The following is a 23,060-nucleotide window of genomic DNA, read 5'->3' on the forward strand; positions in this document are numbered from 1 at the left end:
TACGATCTTATAAATTTTTAATTTTCCCAATCGTAACGACAACCGGAACCGTCGCACCTTTGTCACGCTTAATAATGTAATCATGAACTTCTTTTGATTGGTATGCCTTCACAATTTTTAAATACTCCTTATCGTTTTTATTCTTTGTACGCGATGCAATGACATTAATATATGGCATAGCAGCTTTATCATTTGGATCTTCTTTATAAAGCGGGTCTTTTGCAGGATCTAATCCGGCTTGAACAGCAAAACCATTGTTAATGATAGCCGCTCCTACATCATCTAATGATCTTGCTGTTTGACCTGCAGCAATCGGTTTGATTTTTAGATGCTTAGGATTCTCTTTAATTTGTTCAATACTTCCTTTAGGGTCAAAATTATCTACTAAACTAATTAACTTTGAAGATTGTAATAGTTTAAGTGCACGCCCTGCATTCGTTACGTCATTTGGAATGGTAATCGTTGCACCATCTGGGATATCATTTAGATTTTTATATTTATGAGAATAAATTCCCATTGGGGCAATAACAGTCGAACCAATCGCAGAAATATCTAAATTGTGATCCTTTTTAAATTGGTTCATGTATGTGATTGTTTGAAAAGCATTTAAATCAAGACTACCATCGTTAAGTGCTGTGTTTGGCTGTACATAATCTGAAAAAGAAATGATTTTCAACTTAATGCCATCATTTTTTACTTGTTTTTGGACAATTCTCCAAAGTTCACCGTCATCACCGTTTATTCCAATCTTAATTGTTTTGTTTCCATTACCTGATGATTCTTTAGAACCACACGCTGCTAATACCGAAACGGTTAATAATAATACTGCTAAAATACTAAAAAACTTTTTCATCCTCTTTTCCTCCTCACATATCTTGACCACGTATTTCCTAAGCTTTGAATGATTTGAACAATAAATACCAGCAATACAACAGTAATGATAATAACGATTGTTTCAAATCGTTGATAACCATATGTAATCGCTAAGTCACCTAAACCACCAGCCCCAACAGCACCCGCTGCTGCGGTTGAACCAATTAGTCCAATCGTTGCTGTTGTAAATGACAGAATTAACGATGGGATCGCCTCAGGTAAAATAAACTTAGTAATAATTTGAAACTTTGTAGCTCCCATTGCATAGGCTGTTTCCAGCACTCCCTTATCTACTTCTAGCATTGAGTTCTCAATCAATCTTGCCAAATAAGGTCCAACGAAAATTGATAGAGGAACAATTGCCGCAACTACACCAATTGATGTTCCAGTTATTAATCTAGTAAACGGAATAATGGCAACTAGTAAAATGATAAATGGCACAGACCGCAAAATATTGATAATAGTATTTAACACCGTAAATACGGGTCTGTTTGCCATTATATGTCCCGGCCTTGTTACAACTAGGATAATACCTAATGGCAAGCCTATAATTGTTCCAAAAATAAATGAACCGAGTACTGTCAGAAATGTTTCATTGCATGCTTGCAGAAACTGTGGCCAAAAGAATTCCCAATTAAGCTCCATTTAACTCAACCTCCTTTACATCTATTCCTTTTTCCAAAATATATTTAATAGCTTTTTTACTCTCTTCTTCTGCTCCATCTAGTGCAACAAGCAAATTCCCATACGGTCTTTCCTGCAGCTCTGTAATAGATCCATAAAGAATGTTTAGGTGAATATCGAACTTTTTAAGGACCTCTGATAATAGAGGATTGGCAGCCTTTTCTCCTAAAAAGACTAATTGATAATATTTTCCCTTTGCCAATGAGTTCGATAACTTAGGAGGTACCTCATGGTGTAATACAGTGTTAACGAAATTCTTTGTAATGCTTTTTTGTGGACTCGTAAAAACATCGTACACATGGCCTTCTTCAACAATTTCTCCATTCTCAATGACGGCTACTTTGTCACATAAATCACGAATGACACTCATTTCATGCGTGATTAGGAAAATAGTAAGATTATAAGATTTATTTACCTTCCTTAAAAGCTCCAGTACATTCTTCGTTGTTTCAGGGTCCAATGCTGATGTTGCCTCATCGCAAAGCAGAACGTCCGGGTCTGTTACTAATGCCCTTGCTATTCCCACTCTTTGCTTTTGTCCTCCCGATAAATGCCCTGGATAAACATCTTGTTTCCCCGAAAGACCAACAAATTCAATTAATTCCATTACCTTTTTTTGAACATCACTTTTCTTCTTTCCTTCAAGGTAAAGTGGCATGGCTATATTATCAAAAACCGTTTTCGCTGAAAGTAGATTAAAGTGCTGGAATATAACGCCAATTTTTCTACGCGTCTTCCGTAACTGTTCATCGTTCAAAGCCATCAAGTCCAAACCATCAATCAGAACTGATCCTTCTGTTGGTTCTTCAAGCCTATTTAAACAACGAATCAATGTACTTTTTCCCGCTCCCGAAAAGCCAATGATTCCATAAATCTCCCCCTTCTCAATTTTCATATTAATATTATTTAGAGCTTTAATTGGTGGCCTTCCAGGATAAACCTTGGAGACGTTTTTTATCTCAATCAAACTTATTCCTCCAGTGCTAGTAATCTTATAAAAACCAAAGTATTCTTATGTGCAAACTAGGTTTTGTATGTGTATTTCCCCCTTTTTTCGCTTGTAAACTATCAAAAAACCCCTCTCCTTATCCAATAACACAGATAAGAAGAGGGGTTAAATATATAAGCCACTTTACTTCTTATCTTTCAAATCGCTTAAACGATTTGCAGGAATTAGCACGGTATTTGTTACGAAACAACAAACCCGTTGCCGAGGTATCGTAGGGCCAGTCCCTCCACCTCTCTGGATAAGTAATAGAAATTATTAAGTTTTAAAATTATTGAGTTAATATTATCCCTCTTTTTTTAATACGTCAAGTAGTATTCTTAAATTTTTTTGAGAAATTTTGGTTAAAAATAGTAATTTTTTCTGTTTGCATTAATTAGCATATGCTTGCCAAAAACATATTTCCATATAGTTTTTTTATCTATTTTTTAATACCGTGAAAAAAATATTTTGATTCGATTTTTGTTAAGAAACCTTGCTAATTCAACGCTTTCTCCCCATGGACATTTTCCGTCCACAGGGTAGGTAAAGTCCCTGGAGAAATAACGAATTGAACGTGCTATAGTGGGTGTAGGAGGTGTTTCTCATGCAAATTTTAATCTGTAAAGAATGTGAAGAAACTATTGAGTACGCGGAGTATAAAAAAATAGTAAAAATCTATTCAACATGCGAACATTGCAAAACAGAAGAAAGTACTTCAACTTTAAAATAATTTAATACACTAAAAAAATAGATAAATTTTGTTATAAAGACTTTAATGCAAATGGGATCTTCATTAAAAAAATGAAGATCCTTTTTTCTTTATATTTTACGAACATTAGTATTTAATACCTCACATCCTAATTTTAACTCTTGGTTGTTCGTATTCGATAGTTATCTTGTTAATTACATAAAAAAGGGAGAAAAAAACAGCAAAACTCTCATAAAAGTTTTGCTGCTTTTTAAACTAAATCCCTATTCAAGTAATCCATGTTTTAATAATCGTAAACCATATTTTCAAAGCAGTAAATCCGATTAACACTGCTAAAATTCCTCGTAAAACCTGCGTTTTTGTTTTTTTGCCTATTTTTGCTCCTAATGGTGAAGCAATTAGACTTGCAATTACTACGATAATAGTAGGCAAAATTGTAACTTGGCCGGTAGAGACTTTACCGATTGTAACACCTATTGAAGAAATGAATGTAATTGCTAACGAAGAAGCAATTGTAATTCGTGTTGGTATTTTTAAGATTGTTAGCATGATTGGTACTAAAAGAAATGCTCCGCCTGCTCCGACTATTCCAGCACTAGTACCAACGACAAATGCTAAACCTGCCGCAAGCCATATATTGATTGAGATTTGACCACTTTCTGCTATTTCAATCTCTTTTCTAGGAATGAACATTAAAATGACCGCAACCATTGCTAAAATACCGTAAACAAGATTAATCCCATGCTCTGAAAGTAGATTTGAACCGAATCCTCCAAGAAAACTTCCGATTAGTACACTTATTCCCATACTTAATATAACTTTTTTATTTAAATAACCACTTTTACGATAGCTTAATACTCCACCTAAAGTTGCAAATACTACTTGCACGGCACTGATCCCCGAAACTTGATGTGAAGTGAAAGATGCAAATCCTAATAATGGAGGTACAAATAATAACATTGGATAGTTTATAATCGCTCCGCCTATCCCTACCATGCCTGAGATGAAAGAACCAATAAAGCCAACTAAAAACAGTACTAAAATTAAGGTCCAGTCCAATTGAAGACCCCCTATAATTGAAACTATGAATCGATTAATTTATCCTTTTTTGATCCAAAATTTTAATACATTATTTTCTTCTACATATTCTAGTAATTCATGACCACCTGATTTAGCCCAAGCTGCTAGATCATTTTTAGCCCCTTTATCTGTGACGTGAATTTCTAGTACGTCACCTACACCAATTTCTGCAATTGCCTTTCTTGTTTTTACAATTGGGATTGGGCATGCTAAGCCTTTTGCATCTAGTAATTTTGTAGATTCCATTTTAGTTTCCTCCTTGTTTTTTTACTTATCTTACCGCACATCGATTTGGACCAATTTCCATTCCTCTTTGTGTTTCTTCATCTAAATCTATTTTTCCCATATTCATTTCACGAATTTCTTGATACGAGTTTGGTTGTGGTGGTAAATTCTCGGTAACTGTTTTTCTAAATTCGTTCTCATCTTCAATGTTCAAGCCATGATTCTCAGCAAATAAATAGCCAAGTTTTTTATAAACGCTACCGTCTTCATTTAATTCGCCGATTACCATGAAGTGTGAAGGGAGTACGATTAATTCTGTTGATAAGTTTCGATATTTTTTATAAAGTGTCTCACGCAGATCCCCTACCCAATCTTCCGCCATCCCAGCTAGATCAGGTCTTCCAATTGAATCGATAAATAAAATATCACCGGAAAGAAGAAAGCTGTCGTCAACTACAAATGATGTTGAACCGATTGTATGGCCTGGTGAATATAAAGCCTCAATACTAATTGATGACTCACCAATCATTATTTTATTTCCATCTTCTAATGGACTATATTCAAAAGTTACGCCTGATGCATCTTTTGAAGATAACCAGTATGTTGCGTCAGTTAACTCAGCAATTTTTCTTCCACCAGAAATATGGTCTGCATGAAGATGAGTATCTAATACATGTGTAATTTTAGCGTTCTTTTTGTTTGCAAAATTGATGTATATATCTGTCATTCGAGTTGAATCGATAATAGCAGCTTCTCCATTTGAAATAATCATGTAAGATAAACATCCTTTACCGATTCTCACAAATTGGTATAGTTCTCCGCCGTTATTTAACTCTGCAATTTTTACTGGCTCTAAATACTCGCTCCACTCTTTCATTCCACCTGCAAGATATGCTACATCTAGCCCCTCGTCTGAAAGCATCTCCGCGATCATAATTGAAGATCCTTCTTTCGCACACACTACTAAAACTTCTTTATTTGACGGGATATTATGCAAAATATCCTCAACCCCATCAAGCAAATCAAAATAAGGTATATTTAAATGTTCAAAATTTAAACCTTCAATTTTCCAGTCATTGTAGTCGTCAGTATTTCGAACATCTAATATAAATAGCTCATCTTTATTCACTATTTTTTTTGTAATCTCTTCTGCAGACATTGAAGTGACTGTCATCATTTATACCCCCTACCGTATAATTTTTACTAAAAAAATATTTATCCTCTAATGCTAACTGTTTCTCCAGACCACTCGTTCATTCCAGGTAAAACATTATATACGTTAGTAAAACCATTTGAAGCAAGCATTTGAGCTGCAAGATCACTACGGTTTCCAGTCCTGCAAACAATATATATTTCGCTATCTTTATTTAACTCAGTCAAACGATTTTCTAATTCACCTAAAGGAATCGATACAGCATTTGGGATGTGGTTAAATACGAATTCCGCTTCTTCTCTTACATCTAAAATGAGAGTATCTTCGCTTTGTATTTTTTTGTTTAGTTCATCATTTGATATGATGTTTTCAAACTTTTTCTCAACCGTATTTTCATCCGAAGATTTTCTTAAATAATGTAACAATACTTCTCCGTTTTCGATTGTTCCTAAATACTGATTTCCAGTACTTTCCGCCCAAGCTTTAATGTCTGCTTTTGATCCTCGATCAGTTGCTTGAACCTCGATTACTTGCCCATTTTCTAATTCCTTCATTGCCTTTCTTGTCTTCACAATCGGCATTGGACATGCTAAGCCTTTAGCATCTAATTTTACGTTTGATTTTATGAATTCCATTTTCAGTCCTCCGTACATTAAATACCATCAGGGGTATCTATTTGTTCAAAAAAATTATTCTACGCTTCCTTCCCAAGAAAGCATGCCGCCTATCATATTTTTTGCATTATAACCATGAGATTGTAAGAAATCCGTTGCACGACCACTTCTAGCTCCAGAGCGACAGACCATGATATATTCTTTTGATTTATCTAATTCGTGTAATCGAAATTCAATTAATCCAAGCGGTATATGCATTGCCTCTGGAATCTTACCCGCAGCAACTTCATCTACTTCGCGAACGTCAATGATCTTTACTTCTTTCCCCGTTTTTAAATGATTCTCAAGTTCAATCGAAGTTATTTCTTTCATGTTTATCGAGTCTCCTTTTGAATTAAATAAATAAGTTAACTTTACCTTCCTCGGCTTCACCAATGTAAGCTGCTACACCTGCATACTCAATATTATCTAATAATTCTTCTGAATGAAGTCCTAGTAAATCCATTGTCATTGTACAAGCAACTAAATTGATTTCTTGCTCTTGTGCCATCTCAATTAGTTGCGGCAATGGTAGTGCATTATGCTTTTTAATAATATCCTTAATCATTTTGGGCCCAAACCCGGCAAAATTCATTTTAGAAAGTCCCATTTTATTTGCGCCTCTAGGCATCATCTTTCCAAACATTTTTTCAATAAAACCTTTTTTCGTTGCTACATGCTCATCTTTACGTAGAGCATTTAGTCCCCAAAATGTATGAAAAATAGTTACTTCGTGATCAAAAGCTGCTGCTCCATTCGCAATAATGTAAGCTGCCATCGCTTTATCGTAATCTCCACTAAATAGAATGATATTTGTTTTCTTCGTTGTCATATTCTTTCTCCTTATCGTTCTTTATACCCACTGGGGTATATAACAAAACAAAAAAATATATCTTATATATACTATTACCCCTATGGGTATATGATATAAAAATAAAAAACGGTGCCAATTCGTATTTTATCTACTTTTTACAAGAAGATTTACAGCTTCTTTCACTAAATCTTCAGCATCTTGCCCATTTTCACTCGCATTTCGGACGCAATCAACTAAGTTCGAGCTTACTATTACACCAATCGTACGATCCAAAGCTGATTTAACTGCTGATAATTGAGTTATGACTTCTTTACAATCTTTATCTTCTTCCATCATTTTTAAAATGCCACGAAGCTGTCCCTCTACTCGCCTTATTCTATTTTTTACTGGATCATTATATTTCATTAAATCACCCCTAACTAATCGTACTAAATAAATTTAACAAAGAATATATGTGGAATATTCTTATACGTAATATATACCCCATAGGGTATATTGTCAATCAATTAAATTTAAACAAGTTTGGTTATCTAACGGCAATTTTTTCGTAAATCTTTACTATATTGAAAACTACATGAAACTCTATCAGTAAAAAAGATCACACCGGAGTGATCTTTTATAAAGTTATCAATACTTTAGGTTTTTAAGATTTCACTGCCATTTCCATCTCAAAATAAGTGCCCACTTCCATAACTGCTTCGTCTTTATGAATAAAGTCATTTTTTTCTTTTAAATAAATATAGTCTTTTGACCATTCAACAATATTTTCAATTAGGTCTTTTAAAGCACTAGTAAAAATTAATACTTCTTCATTCGTTGTCGTTGGATGCACGCTCATACGAATCCAACCTGGCTTCACACTAATATTTCCATTGTCGATTTCATCTGTAATTGACTTAGACATTTCTCTTGTGATGTTTAGTAGCATATGTCCATAAGTTCCCGCACATGAACAACCACCGCGTACTTGGATTCCGAAACGATCATTTAATAATCTAACAACTAAATTATGATGAATATCCTTTAAGTAAAAAGAATAAAAGCCTAAACTGTGATTCATTGAATCTTCAAGTAACACAACATTTTCAATTGTTCTTAGCTCAGCTAATACGATTTGTGCTAGTTCTTCTTCTCGATTTAATATATTCGTTGTGCCCATTGCATCTTTTACTTTTATAGCAAGAGCTGTTCTGATTGTTTGAAGAAATCCTGGAGTCCCTCCATCTTCTCTTTCGCGAATATTATTAATATATTTTTTCTCACCCCATGGGTTCGTCCATTCAACTGTTCCTCCACCTGGGTGATCTGGAATTTTATTTTGATATAAAGAAGAGTCAAAAATTAAAACTCCGCTACTGCCAGGTCCTCCTAAAAACTTGTGTGGTGAAAACAAAATTGCATCAAGTTTTTCCATTGAATCACTAGGATGCATATCAATGTCAACATATGGCGCTGAAGCTGAGAAGTCAACAAAACAAACACCATTGTACTCATGCATTAATCTAGCTAGTTGATGATAAGGTGTAATTAAACCAGATACATTCGAGCAAGCACTAAATGATCCAATTAATTTTCGCTTATTTTTATAAAACTCAAGTCGTTCTCTTAAAAATTCTAAATCGACTACATGATTGGCACAATTAGGTATAATTTCTACATCACAAATTGTTTCTAACCATGAGGTATGATTGCTATGATGCTCCATGCTTGTGATAAATACAACCGGTCTTTCTTCTTCAGGTAAACTTAAACGGAAATGAAAATTCTCATGAATTTTTAGCCCTAAAATACGTTGAAATTTATTCATTACGCCCGTCATTCCTGAACCATCAGTAATGATTGTATCGGAAGCGCTTGCATTTACATGCTCCTTGATGATCTTTAATGCTTCGTGGTAGCAATTCGTCATCGTACTTCCTGTTATATTCGATTCAGTATGTGTATTTGCAACATACGGCCCAAATGTTGAAACTAGTTTTTCTTCAATTGGTTGATATAATCTACCGCTAGCGGCCCAATCTAAGTAGATGATTTTTTGCTCACCAAATGGTGATAAAAATAGTCTTTCATTTCCAATAATTTCTTTTCTAAATTGTGAAAAATACTTTTCTAAATTCAATTTTATCGCTCCTAATGAGAATATAGTTTGTGCTTTTTAATTTAAAAGCTTTGTTAAAAGGATTACGATAATACCAAGTATTCCAATACCCAATGGGGTATTATTTTTTTTGAAATTGAAGCCATCCGTGCATTACGGAATGGCTTTTATCATCCATTTTTAACATAGCAATTAAAAAGAAAATATCTTGCGTCAAAATCTAAATAGAAAACTTATTTACATATACAAATATATGTCAAATTATTCTGCATTAAAAGAATTTTTTTACTTTTATAACATTAAAAAAATTTAACACTATACATTTTATTTAAAAAGTGAGCCTTTTTGATAGTACTCTTTCATCATTTTTTCCGGTACCATACTGCCACCCGTACCCCAAATAATATGAGTACTATTCTCCATTTTTGCTAACAAATTATTTTTTAGTAAATATTTACTACCTTCTTTAAATAACTTTATTGGGCCGATCATACCAGCTAGTGCTGATGGTTCTAAATAAATATTTTCAGTATCAGCTAGATCGGCTAACATCGAATATAGTTTTTCATCACTGAATGTATAGCTACCGCTTAAAAGTGGTCCCATCACTTTTCCAACAAATCCAGATGGTCTACCAACTGCTAGTCCGTCAGCTGCTGTTATATTATCAATTCCAAAATCTTGTACAGAAACTTTTTCATTTAGTCCAGTCATTAATCCAAGTAACATACAAGGAGAATGAGTTGGCTCGGCAAAGAAGCAATGAACATTATCTTCGAATAATAATTTCAATCCAAATGCAACACCACCAGGTCCTCCTCCTACACCACAAGGTAAATAAACAAATAAAGGATTATTTTCATCAACTGTAATATCCATTTCCTCTAATTGCTTTTTCAAACGTGAGGCTGCTACTGCATACCCTAGAAATAAATCATGTGAATTTTCATCGTCCACAAAATAACATGTAGGGTCTGCTTCCGCCTGTTTTCGCCCTTCCTCTACTGCCTTACTATAATCCGCTTCGTACTCAACAACATGAACGTTTTTACTTCTAAGCAAATCCTTTTTCCATTGCTTTGCATCTGCTGACATATGTACTGTTACTCTAAAACCTAACTTTGCGCTAATAATCCCGATACTTAGTCCTAGATTCCCTGTAGAACCGACCGCGATTGAATATTGTGAGTAGAATTCTTTAAATTTGTCGCTTGCTAAAATCGAATAATCATCTTCTCGCGTTAATAACTCATGCTCAAAAGCTAAGTCTTCGGCATGCTTTAAGATTTCATAAATGCCACCTCTTGCTTTTATAGAACCAGATATCGGTAAATGACTATCACATTTTAATAATAGTTCTCCAGATATAGATTGGTGGTAATTTTTCTCTAATGATTGTTTCATGGACGGGATTTGTACTAAAGGAGATTCAATCATCCCATTTGTGACTTGAGTTTCTGGAAAAACCTTTGAAATATATGGGGCAAAGCGTTTTAATCGCTCATCTGCGTCCTTAACGTCATCTTGAGTAAGAGGTGAGTTTTTTATCGCTGATTGAAACTCCACAAGTTTAGGATTTAGCCAAAAATATTCGTCTAAATTAATCAGTTGCTCTAGCATAGGATACATTTTTTTATATGTCTGTATATTTATTTTCTCCATCTATTTTCCACCTAACTTTAATCATTTTATTTGTAGTTTAACAGATATCATGCCCTTCCTGCCCTTAATGTAAATCTTATGTAAAAGTCTATGAAACTTCATTGGTTTAGAAGATGAATGAAACTATACTATTTATAAGTAATTGCAACTGGAGGAAAATATGAATCTTAACCTTAAAAATAAGAAGTTAAATGTTTTACTAGAATTATTGATTGTTTCTACTAAACTAGGCTTAACTTCGTTTGGAGGACCTATTGCTCATTTAGGTTATTTCCATAAAGAATATGTAAGAAAAAGAAATTGGATTGACGATAAAAGCTATGCAGACTTAGTAGCACTATCACAGTTTTTACCAGGGCCGGCTAGTAGCCAAGTTGGAATTGGTATCGATGTATTACGTGCAGGAATATTGGGCGGAATCGTTTCATTTATTGGATTTACATTGCCTTCTGTAATCGTACTTATTTTATTCGCATTATTTCTACACGGCTTCAATCTAAACAATTCTGGATTAATCCACGGTTTAAAGTTGGTTGCTGTCCCGATTGTCGCACAAGCTATTTTGGGCATGATCAAGAACTTAACTCCTGATTTAAAAAGGAAAGCAATTGCGTTATTTGCAATGATAGCTACATTAATTTGGCAATCAACTTCAACTCAAATATCAGTCATTTTAATTTCTTCAATACTCGGATATTTCCTATTTCAAGATAATGAAAACAGTGATAAAACTACGCTTGTTACTAATATCTCAAAAAGGTTTTCCGTAATTTGTCTAGCTCTATTTTTTATTTTATTGGCCGTATTACCTTTAATTAATTCTTTTACAACATCTAAATGGATATCATTATTTGACAGTTTTTATAGGGCTGGATCCATGGTATTTGGAGGAGGCCATGTCGTTCTTCCTTTACTTGAACGTGAGTTCGTCCCAACAGGGTGGCTAAGCAAAGAAACCTTTTTGGCGGGATATGGCGTGACACAGGCTGTACCTGGACCATTATTTACGTTTGCAGCCTATTTAGGAACTATTATGAAGGGTTGGCAAGGAGGATTAATCGCAACGATTGCCATCTTTTTACCTGCATTCCTACTTATTTTCGGTACGCTACCTTTTTGGTCAAGTATGCGTCGCAATTCAAATTTAAGGCGAGCTTTATTAGGCGTAAACGCTGCAGTAGTCGGGATTTTAATCTCAGCTTTTTGTAACCCAATATGGATTAGCTCAGTGTTATCCATTTATGATTTTGTGATTGTGGCTGTACTGTTTAGTATGTTGGTGTTTATGAAATTGCCACCCTGGATTATAGTAGTTGTCGGAGCTATTTGTGGAGAAATTTTATCTAGATTCTAAAGTAGTTGATGATTCATATATGATTGCTAAAAACTTAAAATAAATGCGCTTTTAAAGTAAATTGTTGATTTCCTTATACGACTAAATGGCAGATTAGTGCAATAAGGAATGGTATAATTTTGATATAAAATCGATTCTCAAGGAGAGAAAAATCATGAGCGATTGTTGTAAAGTAAATGATTCTTTACCAAAAGAGGTTCATTCCTGTTCGAATTGTGGAGTAGTTGGTAAAAAGATAAAAACGATTACTCTAAAATCAATGTTAAAGCCATCATCCTTGGAGTTACTTAATGCAGAATTAGACCATTTTTTTTGTTCAACTGCTGACTGTGAAGTGGTATATTATGATTCGGAGAAGAATTCATATACTAAATCCGAAATAAAAGTTCCTGTTTTCCAAAAAGAAATTTCACTTGAAGCGCCTGTTTGCTACTGCTTTGATTGGACAAAAGAAAAGATTCAACAGTTCGTTACAAAAGAAGATAAGCAGAATCCAATTGAACACATTCGAGAAAACATTAAAGCAAATCGATGTGGTTGTGATATCAATAATCCTCAAGGTAGTTGTTGTTTAGCAAACGTTACGAAGTTTATTACTCAAATTGGAGGTTAATATGAATTATTGTGATGCTATGAGAGAAAAGATTGGTAATGATCCTTTAATTATTGTGCGACCAAGTGTAGCGATTCTAAACCAGATCGGAGAGATTTTACTTTATCGATACATAGGTGGAACTTGGAGTATTCCAGGTGATATTTTACAGTTAAATGAGTCGGTTGAAGAATGTCTAAAACGTAATATCCTTCGTGATATTGGACTAACAATTAACAAGTTAACTTTATTTGGTGTCTATTCAGGCAAGGAATTAATAAATCGAGTAGAAGAAAGTGGAGTTGAATACCAAACTATAGCGATCGGTTATTTATGTTCAGATTATGAGGGAGAAATATCACCTGACCAGAATCAAGGAATTGAAGCAGAATTTTTTGCTTTAAATGAATTACCTGAGAATATTGATCCTTTTATCAAAAATAAATTAGTAGAATTAAAAACTCAATTAAAAAAATAGCATGTTTTTTATTAAACTAAAGCATGAGTTAGTTGCTTAAGCATTAAAAAGACTGTTCTCACCAAACAGCCTCTATTAGTAAACACAAATCAACATTTTAGTTTAACAGAGCCTAAAATAAAAATAAAAGCAGAAAAACTCTTTAAAGTTTTTTCTGCTTTTTTACTTCAATTACTTTAATAGCACAGCAATATTCTTTGCCGTTCTTTCGATATTTTCAAAGGCATTTTTCATAACGTCTTCAATCGGCATGATAGCAGGGATCGTAGGAAAAATAGCATCGATTCCATGGTTATACAGTTCCTCTATTCCATTACCAATGCTACCACAAATTGCAATTACTTTCGCATTTGGGGGCGCACAAGCAGCCGCTCCGACCGGGGCTTTACCAAATACAGTTTGGCCGTCCATTCTGCCTTCACCTACAATTACGATGTCTGCATCCTTACATACTTCTACTACATTTAATTGTTCAAGAACAAGTTCAATGCCTTTTTTTATGGTAGCATTTGCGAATAGCATTAGACCTGCACCCATGCCTCCACCTGCTCCACTACCAGGTATTTCTGATACGTTTTTAAAAAGAAATTGTTCGGCAATCTGATAGAAACGTCCCATTGCTTCATCTAATTCAGCTAATTGATTAGCTAAAAGTCCTTTTTGTGAACCAAAAATATAGGTTGCTCCGTTTTTACCAGTCAATGGATTAATAACATCTGCGGCAATTGTGATGTTCACTTTGTCTAAAAGCGGTGATTTGTTTTGATCACTTATTGATGCTACTTTTAGTAACGCTTCACCATTATTTTCAACTTCTTCACCGTTTTGATCAAAGAATTGATAACCTAATGCGGTTGCCATACCAATCCCACCATCATTTGTTGAACTTCCTCCAACACCAATAATAAGCTCAGAAGCTCCACGCTCAATTGCATATAAGATTAATTCACCAACACCAAATGACGTTGTTTGTAATGGATTGCGTTTTTCAACTGGTACAAGATGTAAACCGCATGCTTCAGCCATTTCAATAAACGCTGTTTTATGATCTTTTGAAAATGCAATTTTAGCTCGAACCTTTTCATTAAGAGGGCCAGTTACAGTAATCGTTTCAATTGTGCCGCCATTTGAAGCGATTAAAGCTTGAACAGTACCCTCTCCTCCGTCCGCTAGAGGTAATAAGTGATACTCTGCATTCGGAAAAACTGTTTGAAAGCCGTTATGAATGGCTTTGGCTACATTCATTGCATCCAAGCTTTCTTTAAAAGAATCAGGTAAGATTACAACTTTCATTTGCTCTCCTCCATTAAAGTAATGTGGAAATTTGATTCTTCAAGTGAAATACTTCACCATTAATTTGGATTTCAATTTCCGTACCAGATTGCTTTGTCACAGTTACGGATTCATGTGTAATCGTAATTTCAAGATTTGTACCTTGAAAGTGGAACGGGAATGACAGTTTGTCCCAGTTTTCAGGTAAGTTTGGATTGATCTTTAACTTATTCGTTTCCATCGTAATGTTTGCAAAACCAAAGATCATTGCTAACCAATTGGCACCTAGAGATGCTGCATGTATTCCTTCATCTGATGACTTCGGATTTGACCCTAAATCGATTAGGCAAGCTTCTTGGAAAAATCGGTAAGCATTCTCTACATCTCCACATCTTGCAGCAACGATTGCATGTATTGCTTTACTAAGCGATGAATCGTGGATTGTATGTTCCTCGTAATATTGCAAATTCTTTTTCACTACATCTGCTTCAAATAAAGTAGGGAATAAATATAGTAACATCACTACATCAGCCTGTTTTAAAATCTGCATCTCATTCACTTCTTGACGGGAATAATCAAGAAGTATAGCCTGACTACCTTGTTTTTGTTTATACTTCGATAAATCAATCTCTGGTTTCGTTAAGAATGTATCATCTTGAGGAATAATTTTATCTTCGTTTGCTTGTGGTAAATAAATTCTTTTTAGAAAATCCTTTCCACTTTCAAATAATACCTCATCAATTTTATTATACTTCTCCATATATTTTAATGCTTGCTGTACATTATAATTAGCCATGTAATTTGTATAAGCATTGTTGTTAATATGTTCTGTATATTCATCTGGTCCAATTACATCTTTAATAGAGAGTACTCCATTTTCATCCGTCGTGCGACTAATCCAAAAACGTGCTGTTTCCTTTAGTAGCTCTAGCCCAACACACTCCATAAATACTTCATCAAATGTATTTTCATAGTATTGACATACCGCATAAGCAATGTCAGCTACAATATGATGCTCAGCTAAAGCCGAGGCAACCTTTTGTCGTTTACCAGTTAATATATTAATAGCAGCATATTCTGGAGTTTCTTCCATGCCAGTAAACGCACTTTCCCAAGGGAACAGAGCACCAGCATAACCATTTTTAGCAGCTTTTTCTTTTGCTTCTTTTATATGAAGATATCGATACGTCAATAGTTTTCTAGCTACTTCTGGTTCAGTGAATAAATGAAAAGGTGCAATAAAAATTTCCGTATCCCAGAAAACATGTCCTTTATATCCTTCACCTGTTAAACCTTTTGCGCCAACACTAAAACGTTCGTCATGTGAAGGTGTCATCATTTCCATATGATATAGAGAAAAATCTAATGCAATTTGATCAGTCTCGTCTTTTGAAGAAATGATTACACGCTTCATTTTCCAAAATTCGTTCCACTTAATAGATGAAGCTTCTATTAGACTACCGTATCCCGCTGATATAATTTCTTGAACTGTTTGAATACTAGCCTGTGCGGGATCTTGTTCTGACTTATCAATTGAAGTATAAACCGAACTAATTTTTTCCAATTCGAATGGCTGATCGACGATTAAATCTTGTTTTATAATAGCCATAAGCTGACGATTTTTAGCCACAAATGAAACATCACTTGTATCAGGTGTATTACATGATGTTGCTAAAGCAATCATGTGATTACTTTCAGTCGTTTTATAGACAGCATGCAATATTTTTTTATCAATCACGCGTATGTTTTCTTCTACTAAATGTTGCTTTCCGAAATTAGACGTTTGCGCATCAATACCAGTTGTTACTTTAATCGTTGCATCGCAGTCTAAACTGATTACATTCATTTTAGATGCAAGTAAATGTAAGTTATCTTTTGATACAAATCGATGAAATTTTAAACAAAAACGGTTACCATCTTTGTTTTTCCATACGATTTCTCTAATTAGTTCACCTTTTTGCATATTTAAATTACGATTAAAAGAAACGATTTCCCCTGAAAGGACAGAAAAAATTTCGTCATTAATTTCAATTTTCATACCGACTAAATCTGGTAAATTTACTAGCTCTGTCACATCATTTGGCGTAGATTTATTATATATTCCTGCTACATACATGCCACGAGTTTGTTCAGCATAATACTCTTCATGGCTTGCACGTAAACCTAAATATCCATTTCCTAATGCCATGATCGTTGCATACTTATTTATATATTGTAAGTCAAATTGGTTTTCATTCATTACATTTACTTCATTCATAAAGATACACTCTCACCTTTTTTGGCTGATTGATAGATCGCTTCTACAAGTCGTTGAATCGCATATCCTTGTTTACCATCTGCTAACATAACATTCTGTCCTAAGCAGCGATTAACAAAGGCTGCCATACTTTTTGTATGACGGTCGGGATCAGCTTCTTCTCTCTTTAAAAGGGATACAAGCTCTCCTTTTTCATCTGTATAAATTTCCGCTGGAAACATCAAAGCACCAGCCTCATCTCCACAAAGTTCTACATTCATTTCTGATTTTTCTTTTATATTTAATGCAAAAGATGTTTCTAATTGAATTAAACAGCCATTCTCTAATTCAATATGTGAAAATAAAGAATCTTCTACTTCAAATTTTGAAGGATCCCATTTGCCAAATGCACCTTCATTTTTCTTATGACCAATCTTCTTAAACATTTTTGTAGTAACTTTTTTAACTTTTGGGTAATCCAAAACATATAGTGCCGCATCAAGCATATGAATACCTAAGTCGATTAGGGGACCTCCACCTTGGATTTCTTTATTTGTGAAAGTACCCCAACCTGGAATGCCATTTCTTCTTAAAGCTTTTACTTTTACAAAATAAACATCACCTAGTATACCTTGATCAATTTTTTCTTTTAAAATCGTTACATCATCGGCAAAACGGTGGTGAAAATCATATGCAAGTACAAGTCCTTTTGTTAAAGCAGTTTCATGCATCTTTCTAGCATCTTCAGCTAAAATTGCTGGTGGTTTTTCACAAAAAACATCGCAATTATTTTCTAATGCTAACATGACATTTTCGAAATGAAATTTATTAGGTGTGCAAACGCTAACGATATCCGGTCTTTCTCTCTCGTACATTTCAACTGCATTAGTATAATAGTTTGGAATATGATTACGTTCTGCAAAGCTTTTAAGTGCTTCTTCATTTATACCAACAACAGCAACTATTTCTATTTCGGCTCTAGTTTGATAGTAAGCAACGTGAACTTTTTCAGCTACTTGTCCCCCACCGATAATAGCTACCTTTTTTTTAATCACAATGCTCCCCCTCTCAAGCCAGAGCTTCTTTTATATGGTGAAATGCTTTAATATATTCATCCTCTAAGTTATTTCCACGTACACGGCACTCAAATGTTAAAAACCCTTCATAACCATCACTTTTTAATTGATTAAAATGCTTTTTAAAATCTAATGAACCACTGCCAGGCTGGAAACGATGATTATCTGCAATGTGTACATGTTCAACTAAATCACTATTAATGTTAAGTGCTTCTGAAATACTATCTTCTTCAATATTCATGTGATAAAAATCAGCAATAATTTTGACGTTTTTAAATTGATTATCCTCAATATATTTGCGTGCATCAGCTAAAGTATTAATCATATGGTCTTGGTAACGATTTAAAGGTTCTAAATAAATAGTAGTTCCGGTTTCACCTGCTACTTTATCTAGAAATGCTAGAGAATCAGTAACAGCTTTTCTATCACCGTCTAAGCTTCTTGGTGAAGACATAGGTGGTAATCGGAATGTAAACATCCCCCATGCTGCAGGAACTACAATTCCTTTACCTCCAACTTCTTTTAATGCTTTTAATATCTCTTCAATTTCAGCTAACCCTCTTAAACGACGTTCTTCAATAAAGTCTCCGATCCAGCCATCATAACCACCGCAAGCTGTTGTTACAGGCAATCCAGTCTCAGCGATTGCTTCTTTCACTTCATCTAAATGTTCAACTAAATATTTGCCATCGATTTCAAAACCTTCAAAACCGATTTCTTTTAAATAGTTAAATTTTTCTTTAATGTTCTCTGGGAAGAAAGCTTGATTTTGTGTTCCGATTTTCAATAATATTCACTCCTAAACAGATGGGAGTGTAATACACTCCCAAAATTATCATCACTTACTTATTAAATTGAACACCCATCTTAATACTTAGCTCTGGCTTTTGGTCTACAAATTCCATATATGATTCCGCTACTTCATTAAATGAAACAACTGGTTCAATTAAATCTTCACAGTTTAAATAACCGTTCATTAATAATTCCCAACAAGTATTTTCGATTCGTTTACGATCCCAACGAGGGTAGTCAGTGTTTGGCTCACTACTGCCTCTTGAAAAGACGATTTTAGCATTGTTAAAATGTGCTTCACGACCAAGATTAAATCCATCTGGGAAAGGCTTAGCAAATGCGATATAAGAAATTGTTCCACCGTATGCAATTCCTCTTAATGCTGCTTGCAGTGCACTTGAAACACCACTTGTTTCAATAATTGAATCTGCACCTAGTTTATTTGTAATTTTTTTAATTTCATATCCTAAATCGCATGCTGTCGGATCAAAACAATAGTCCGCTCCATTTTTTAAAGCGATATCACATCTGTGACTAATTGGATCTACACCGATTACAATACTCGCTCCAGCTTTCTTTGCTAATTGAATTGCAATTTGTCCAATCGCCCCTAAACCAATTACTACAACATAGTCACCTGCTCTAACATTTGCGTCTCTAACTCCGCTCATTGCAAATTGTGCTGGATCATAATAAACTGCATTTTTCCAAGAAGATCCTTCAGGCATTTTACGTAATTTATAGTTATCTACTGCATTCACGATGACAGTTTCCATAATTGGGCCGTAAGTACAAACTTGATCTCCTAGTTTATACTCAGTTACTTCATTACCAATTTCACAAATGCTACCGACAACCATGTTTCCTAATTGAAATTCTCCAAAGACAATTCCTCTAGCAGTTCCTTCTTCGCGTGGCATAAACATTTTCCACTCTTCATTGAACTCCTCATCAATAAACGGGCTAAGTCCTCTAAAATCAACAACTTCTGTGCCGTGCTTTGGAGATGCAAATTCTACTTTAATTTTCACTTCATTTGGTTTTACTTGGCGATCTTCATACTCAACTAATGCTGCAACTCTTGGTTCAACTGCTACTAACTTTTTCATTTATTATTTCATCCCTTCAGTAAAAAATTGTTTAGCCTTTTACTCCACCTTCAGTTAAATTGCCCTTAATAAAGTGCTCTGATATTGCATACATAATAACTACTGGTATAGCTGTAACCAATGAGGCTGCCATCATACGACCCCATACATAATCTGGCGTGCTAAATAAAGTATTTAATCCAATCGGTAACGTAAAGTTTTCTGAACTCGATAAGAAAATTGATGCAAATAAATAGTCATTCCATGCAATCATGAAAGCATATACGAAAACTGATACTATGCCCGAAATTGACAATGGAATAATGATATAGATGATTATTTTTATTCGACTTAAACCATCAATCATAGCCGCTTCTTCTAAATCTTCTGGAATTGTATCGAAATAACTCTTTAACATAAATATTGCTGTTGGAAGAGTTTGGACGATCATCGTAATAATTAAAGCCAGTTTTGTGTCATATAACCCAAAGCCAGAAATGATTTTGAATAAAGGAACTACTAGTAAAATCCCTGAAAACATATAAACTGTGTAAAAACTAGCGTTGATCGTTACTCTTCCTTTAAATTTAAGTTTTGATAAAGCGTAAGCTCCTAATATTCCTAGTACAACTGATAAAGCAGCTGCGATTAGCGAAACAATTAAACTATTTTTAAAGTAGTTTAAATATGGGAATATTGTCGGGTTAAAAATATCGATATAATGCTGGAAAGTCCATTGATGCGGTAAGATTGTTGGATGTGTTGCAATTGCTTCTTTTGAACTTTTTAATGACGTCATTAGCATGATAAAGAATGGAAATAACATGATTCCTAAAAGAAGGATTAGTACAACGTAAAATCCAGTCTTCTTAATAATTTTGTTTCTTTTACTACTTACTGCTGCCATTTAAGTTCACCTTCTTTCTTGATACGATAATAACAATGAATAAGATAATGAATAAGATAACGGAAATTGCCGAAGCTTTTCCTAAATTATTGAAAGCAAACGCTGTTTCATATAAATAAATACCTAAAATATTTACTTTGTTTGTTAATAAATAAACATCTGTAAACATATAGAACATCCAAATAAATCGTAAAGTTACAACAGTTAGAAGTACTGGCATGATCGCAGGTAAAGTTACAACTTTAAATTTTTGCCAAAGTGTAGCCCCGTCGATTTCAGCTGCTTCATATAATGTTTTATCAACCGTTTGCAAAATTGCTAAGAACGATATAAACGCATATGGGAAGTACTTCCAAATAGCGAAAACAACTACGACTATAAAACTACTAACTGGATTATCAAACCATAACGGAGCAGTTTTAAATAGATGGAAAACATCTGTACCTAAGTAATTGATAATCCCATATGTGTTATTGAACATATATTTCCAAGCAAAAACTAGTGAAATAGATGGTGTTACATAAGATAGAATAATTAAAGAACGAGCTGTTTTTCGAAACTTAAATGGGCGATTGAAGAACAATGCTACCGCAAGACCAACTGCTGTACTACCAACTACAGTTAAAACTGTATATAAAATTGTAAGACCTAAAGATTTATAAAACTCAATATCTTTAATAACATCAATGTAATGAGAAAGACCAACAAATGTAGCTGCTAATCTAGGGTTAATTGGTTGATCAAAAAAGCTTATTTTAATATTAGATAACATTGGATACGCAACTAGTAACAATAGTAAGAAAATACTTGGTAATAGTAATGCTAGCGCTAGTTTTATATCAGATTTTTTTCGGACAATCGGTTTCATAACTACCTCCTAAAAAACAATCTATTTCCTCGCTCGATAGATTGGTGATAAAGAAAAGTTGTTTAAAAAGCAACTTAGCTTGCTTTTCAAGCGTTCGTTCTTCTTAAACAACTTTCAATAATTAAAAATTAAATAACTATTACAAATTGAATTAAAAAGTAATTATTTTAATACACCTTTTAATTTTTCTCCCGCATCTTTAACAGCAGAATCTACACTTTTTCCACCAACAGTTACTTCATTAATTAACTTAGCAATTGCGCCTGAACTTGTAACATCGCCCATTTTTAAGTAGTTCTTGTTATCAACAAGACCAAATACTTGAATGTTATCAAACGAGCTTGCGATTTCAGATGAAAGTTCACCAAAAGAATTCACAACTTTATTTTCTTTATATTCTTTGCTTTCTGTTACATCTTTATTTACAGGTTGTGATCCACCTGGAGACATTAATACTAACTTCGTATTATTTTCTGGTTCTGCCATAAACTCTACTAATTTTTTAGCTGCAGCTTTTTGTGCATCATCTAAACCAGAAGAAATTGTGTATGCAGATACTGTTCCATATACTGCTTTTGTTTTTTCAGTTGGAATCACAAATCCAATATTGTCTGTTTTACCTTCTTCATATACTGAAGGAAGGATATAAGTTGAATAAACAGCCATTGGAGCAGAGCCATTCATAAATGCGTCTTTTACTTCAGTAACATCATTTGAACCTGGCATTGTGTATTTTGCTAATTCTTTATAGTAGTTTAAAGCTTCTTTCATTTCAGGCGTATTTAATGTTAAATCACCTTTACTATCGAACATATTTGCATTGTTTGATAAAGCAAATTGTGAGAAAGCTTGCTCAGAGAATCCACCTTCAACAGTTGGAAGTGCAATACCGTATTTTTTGCTTCCAGCATTTGTAAACGCCTTCGCAACTTTTAAAATATCATCCCAGTTTTTAGGTTCAGAAAATCCTTTGTCCGCAAGCATTTGCTTGTTGTACCAAATTCCTTGTACCCAACCACTCATTGGTACACCTGTATAATCTTTTCCGTCCTCAGTTTTTAATAACTTTAATGCACCTTCGTAATACTTATCTTCTCCTACTTTAGAGATGACTGATTTTACTGCATCTTTATCAATTAATTGATCCTTGTCCATAACTTTTGCATAATCTTGTCCTACTTCAATAACTGCTGGAAGTTTACCAGAGCTTGCTAAAGTTACAACCTTTGTATTATAAGAATCTTCCTCAACAGGAACTTGCTTTACTGTAATATTTGGATTTGCTTTTTCAAATTTAGAAATTAAGTCTGTAATAACCGCTAATCTTTCTTGTTCAACTGAAGAATGCATAAATTCAATTGTTACTTTACCATTCTCTTTTTTACCGCCACCACAAGCTGTTAATCCGACTGCTAACATTAAAACCAAGAACATACTTAGAAATTTCTTCATTGTTCT

Annotated in this window: 24 protein-coding genes and 1 riboswitch; of the genes, 4 read left to right on the forward strand and 20 right to left on the reverse strand. The window is 34.0% G+C overall.

The window, feature by feature from the left end; genetic code table 11:
• Positions 1-7 precede the first annotated feature (7 nt).
• From CN601_RS02520 to CN601_RS02530, 3 genes are read right to left on the reverse strand one after another with little or no spacing between them, the layout of a single operon-like run.
• Positions 8-853, reverse strand: coding sequence for a MetQ/NlpA family ABC transporter substrate-binding protein (locus tag CN601_RS02520; RefSeq protein ID WP_098169925.1), 846 nt, complete (start codon positions 851-853; stop codon positions 8-10).
• Complete coding sequence (locus tag CN601_RS02525) at positions 850-1,518, reverse strand: methionine ABC transporter permease (protein ID WP_098121739.1); 669 nt, start codon at positions 1,516-1,518, stop codon at positions 850-852. Before CN601_RS02525 ends, CN601_RS02520 begins: the two co-directional genes overlap by 4 nt.
• Positions 1,508-2,524, reverse strand: coding sequence for a methionine ABC transporter ATP-binding protein (locus tag CN601_RS02530; protein WP_098169926.1), 1,017 nt, complete (start codon positions 2,522-2,524; stop codon positions 1,508-1,510). Before CN601_RS02530 ends, CN601_RS02525 begins: the two co-directional genes overlap by 11 nt.
• Positions 2,525-2,693: 169 nt before the next feature.
• Positions 2,694-2,811: riboswitch (SAM riboswitch) on the reverse strand.
• A gap of 338 nt (positions 2,812-3,149) precedes the next feature.
• On the opposite strand from CN601_RS02530, the gene CN601_RS02535 reads away from it, so the two are divergent.
• Positions 3,150-3,275, forward strand: coding sequence for a GapA-binding peptide SR1P (locus CN601_RS02535; protein WP_098121741.1), 126 nt, complete (start codon positions 3,150-3,152; stop codon positions 3,273-3,275).
• Positions 3,276-3,521: 246 nt separating this feature from the next.
• Here the strand turns inward: CN601_RS02535 and CN601_RS02540 are convergent, their stop codons facing one another.
• From CN601_RS02540 to CN601_RS02580, 9 genes are all read right to left on the reverse strand, one after another.
• A complete protein-coding gene (locus CN601_RS02540; RefSeq protein ID WP_098121742.1) occupies positions 3,522-4,313 on the reverse strand; it encodes a sulfite exporter TauE/SafE family protein in 792 nt (263 codons plus the stop codon).
• A 39-nt stretch (positions 4,314-4,352) separates the two neighbouring features.
• Positions 4,353-4,580, reverse strand: coding sequence for a sulfurtransferase TusA family protein (locus tag CN601_RS02545; protein WP_098121743.1), 228 nt, complete (start codon positions 4,578-4,580; stop codon positions 4,353-4,355).
• Between the two features lie 25 nt (positions 4,581-4,605).
• The gene (locus CN601_RS02550; protein ID WP_098169927.1) at positions 4,606-5,733 is read right to left on the reverse strand and encodes an MBL fold metallo-hydrolase; all 1,128 of its coding nucleotides are present in this window, start codon (positions 5,731-5,733) and stop codon (positions 4,606-4,608) included.
• A gap of 41 nt (positions 5,734-5,774) precedes the next feature.
• On the reverse strand, positions 5,775-6,347 hold the full coding sequence (locus CN601_RS02555; RefSeq protein WP_098169928.1) for a sulfurtransferase TusA family protein: 573 nt from the start codon (positions 6,345-6,347) through the stop codon (positions 5,775-5,777).
• A gap of 54 nt (positions 6,348-6,401) precedes the next feature.
• Positions 6,402-6,698, reverse strand: a complete 297-nt coding sequence (locus tag CN601_RS02560) for a rhodanese-like domain-containing protein (protein WP_098169929.1) — start codon at positions 6,696-6,698, stop codon at positions 6,402-6,404.
• Between the two features lie 22 nt (positions 6,699-6,720).
• A complete protein-coding gene (locus CN601_RS02565) occupies positions 6,721-7,197 on the reverse strand; it encodes a DsrE/DsrF/DrsH-like family protein (protein ID WP_098121747.1) in 477 nt (158 codons plus the stop codon).
• Between the two features lie 126 nt (positions 7,198-7,323).
• Entirely contained in the window at positions 7,324-7,584 is a 261-nt protein-coding gene (locus CN601_RS02570; RefSeq protein ID WP_098169930.1) for a metal-sensitive transcriptional regulator, read from the reverse strand.
• A 238-nt stretch (positions 7,585-7,822) separates the two neighbouring features.
• Complete coding sequence (locus CN601_RS02575; protein WP_098169931.1) at positions 7,823-9,298, reverse strand: aminotransferase class V-fold PLP-dependent enzyme; 1,476 nt, start codon at positions 9,296-9,298, stop codon at positions 7,823-7,825.
• A gap of 303 nt (positions 9,299-9,601) precedes the next feature.
• Positions 9,602-10,939 (reverse strand): D-serine ammonia-lyase, encoded by a 1,338-nt coding sequence (locus CN601_RS02580; protein WP_098169932.1) that lies wholly within the window; start codon positions 10,937-10,939, stop codon positions 9,602-9,604.
• A gap of 160 nt (positions 10,940-11,099) precedes the next feature.
• On the opposite strand from CN601_RS02580, the gene CN601_RS02585 reads away from it, so the two are divergent.
• From CN601_RS02585 to CN601_RS02595, 3 genes are all read left to right on the forward strand, one after another.
• Positions 11,100-12,293, forward strand: a complete 1,194-nt coding sequence (locus CN601_RS02585; protein ID WP_098169933.1) for a chromate transporter — start codon at positions 11,100-11,102, stop codon at positions 12,291-12,293.
• Positions 12,294-12,447: 154 nt separating this feature from the next.
• On the forward strand, positions 12,448-12,906 hold the full coding sequence (locus tag CN601_RS02590) for a putative iron-sulfur cluster-binding metallochaperone (RefSeq protein WP_098169934.1): 459 nt from the start codon (positions 12,448-12,450) through the stop codon (positions 12,904-12,906).
• Position 12,907: 1 nt separating this feature from the next.
• Positions 12,908-13,363, forward strand: coding sequence for an NUDIX domain-containing protein (locus tag CN601_RS02595; protein ID WP_098169935.1), 456 nt, complete (start codon positions 12,908-12,910; stop codon positions 13,361-13,363).
• Positions 13,364-13,534: 171 nt separating this feature from the next.
• Here CN601_RS02595 and CN601_RS02600 read toward each other — a convergent pair whose 3' ends face one another.
• From CN601_RS02600 to CN601_RS02635, 8 genes are all read right to left on the reverse strand, one after another.
• Positions 13,535-14,656 (reverse strand): glycerate kinase, encoded by a 1,122-nt coding sequence (locus CN601_RS02600; RefSeq protein ID WP_098169936.1) that lies wholly within the window; start codon positions 14,654-14,656, stop codon positions 13,535-13,537.
• 13 nt (positions 14,657-14,669) lie between these two features.
• Complete coding sequence (locus tag CN601_RS02605) at positions 14,670-16,892, reverse strand: glycoside hydrolase family 65 protein (protein WP_098169937.1); 2,223 nt, start codon at positions 16,890-16,892, stop codon at positions 14,670-14,672.
• Positions 16,889-17,923, reverse strand: coding sequence for a Gfo/Idh/MocA family protein (locus CN601_RS02610; protein ID WP_098169966.1), 1,035 nt, complete (start codon positions 17,921-17,923; stop codon positions 16,889-16,891). The genes CN601_RS02605 and CN601_RS02610 overlap by 4 nt, the downstream gene beginning before the upstream one ends.
• A 16-nt stretch (positions 17,924-17,939) precedes the next feature.
• Positions 17,940-18,734 carry a sugar phosphate isomerase/epimerase family protein gene (locus tag CN601_RS02615; protein WP_098169938.1) on the reverse strand — a complete coding sequence of 265 codons (795 nt, stop codon included), beginning with the start codon at positions 18,732-18,734 and terminating at the stop codon, positions 17,940-17,942.
• Between the two features lie 55 nt (positions 18,735-18,789).
• Positions 18,790-19,848, reverse strand: a complete 1,059-nt coding sequence (locus CN601_RS02620; RefSeq protein ID WP_098169939.1) for a zinc-dependent alcohol dehydrogenase — start codon at positions 19,846-19,848, stop codon at positions 18,790-18,792.
• A gap of 31 nt (positions 19,849-19,879) precedes the next feature.
• Positions 19,880-20,734 (reverse strand): carbohydrate ABC transporter permease, encoded by an 855-nt coding sequence (locus CN601_RS02625; protein WP_098169940.1) that lies wholly within the window; start codon positions 20,732-20,734, stop codon positions 19,880-19,882.
• Entirely contained in the window at positions 20,718-21,602 is an 885-nt protein-coding gene (locus tag CN601_RS02630) for a carbohydrate ABC transporter permease (protein ID WP_098121569.1), read from the reverse strand. Before CN601_RS02630 ends, CN601_RS02625 begins: the two co-directional genes overlap by 17 nt.
• 162 nt (positions 21,603-21,764) lie before the next feature.
• A complete protein-coding gene (locus CN601_RS02635; protein ID WP_098169941.1) occupies positions 21,765-23,054 on the reverse strand; it encodes an ABC transporter substrate-binding protein in 1,290 nt (429 codons plus the stop codon).
• Positions 23,055-23,060: the final 6 nt, after the last annotated feature.

This window comes from Bacillus sp. AFS017336 (assembly GCF_002555445.1).
In the GTDB taxonomy this organism is placed as follows: domain Bacteria; phylum Bacillota; class Bacilli; order Bacillales; family Bacillaceae_G; genus Gottfriedia.

Bases quoted from the DNA above. Each gene is read 5' to 3' on its own strand.
- CN601_RS02605 (WP_098169937.1), bottom strand. From the start codon at position 16,892: ATGAATGAAGTAAATGTAATGAATGAAAACCAATTTGACTTACAATAT.
- CN601_RS02535 (WP_098121741.1), top strand. From the start codon at position 3,150: ATGCAAATTTTAATCTGTAAAGAATGTGAAGAAACTATTGAGTACGCG.
- CN601_RS02565 (WP_098121747.1), bottom strand. From the start codon at position 7,197: ATGACAACGAAGAAAACAAATATCATTCTATTTAGTGGAGATTACGAT.
- CN601_RS02560 (WP_098169929.1), bottom strand. From the start codon at position 6,698: ATGAAAGAAATAACTTCGATTGAACTTGAGAATCATTTAAAAACGGGG.
- CN601_RS02630 (WP_098121569.1), bottom strand. From the start codon at position 21,602: ATGAAACCGATTGTCCGAAAAAAATCTGATATAAAACTAGCGCTAGCA.
- CN601_RS02600 (WP_098169936.1), bottom strand. From the start codon at position 14,656: ATGAAAGTTGTAATCTTACCTGATTCTTTTAAAGAAAGCTTGGATGCA.
- CN601_RS02625 (WP_098169940.1), bottom strand. From the start codon at position 20,734: ATGGCAGCAGTAAGTAGTAAAAGAAACAAAATTATTAAGAAGACTGGA.
- CN601_RS02555 (WP_098169928.1), bottom strand. From the start codon at position 6,347: ATGGAATTCATAAAATCAAACGTAAAATTAGATGCTAAAGGCTTAGCA.
- CN601_RS02580 (WP_098169932.1), bottom strand. From the start codon at position 10,939: ATGGAGAAAATAAATATACAGACATATAAAAAAATGTATCCTATGCTA.
- CN601_RS02570 (WP_098169930.1), bottom strand. From the start codon at position 7,584: ATGAAATATAATGATCCAGTAAAAAATAGAATAAGGCGAGTAGAGGGA.
- CN601_RS02520 (WP_098169925.1), bottom strand. From the start codon at position 853: ATGAAAAAGTTTTTTAGTATTTTAGCAGTATTATTATTAACCGTTTCG.
- CN601_RS02620 (WP_098169939.1), bottom strand. From the start codon at position 19,848: ATGAAAAAGTTAGTAGCAGTTGAACCAAGAGTTGCAGCATTAGTTGAG.
- CN601_RS02590 (WP_098169934.1), top strand. From the start codon at position 12,448: ATGAGCGATTGTTGTAAAGTAAATGATTCTTTACCAAAAGAGGTTCAT.
- CN601_RS02550 (WP_098169927.1), bottom strand. From the start codon at position 5,733: ATGACAGTCACTTCAATGTCTGCAGAAGAGATTACAAAAAAAATAGTG.
- CN601_RS02635 (WP_098169941.1), bottom strand. From the start codon at position 23,054: ATGAAGAAATTTCTAAGTATGTTCTTGGTTTTAATGTTAGCAGTCGGA.
- CN601_RS02545 (WP_098121743.1), bottom strand. From the start codon at position 4,580: ATGGAATCTACAAAATTACTAGATGCAAAAGGCTTAGCATGCCCAATC.
- CN601_RS02585 (WP_098169933.1), top strand. From the start codon at position 11,100: ATGAATCTTAACCTTAAAAATAAGAAGTTAAATGTTTTACTAGAATTA.
- CN601_RS02595 (WP_098169935.1), top strand. From the start codon at position 12,908: ATGAATTATTGTGATGCTATGAGAGAAAAGATTGGTAATGATCCTTTA.
- CN601_RS02525 (WP_098121739.1), bottom strand. From the start codon at position 1,518: ATGGAGCTTAATTGGGAATTCTTTTGGCCACAGTTTCTGCAAGCATGC.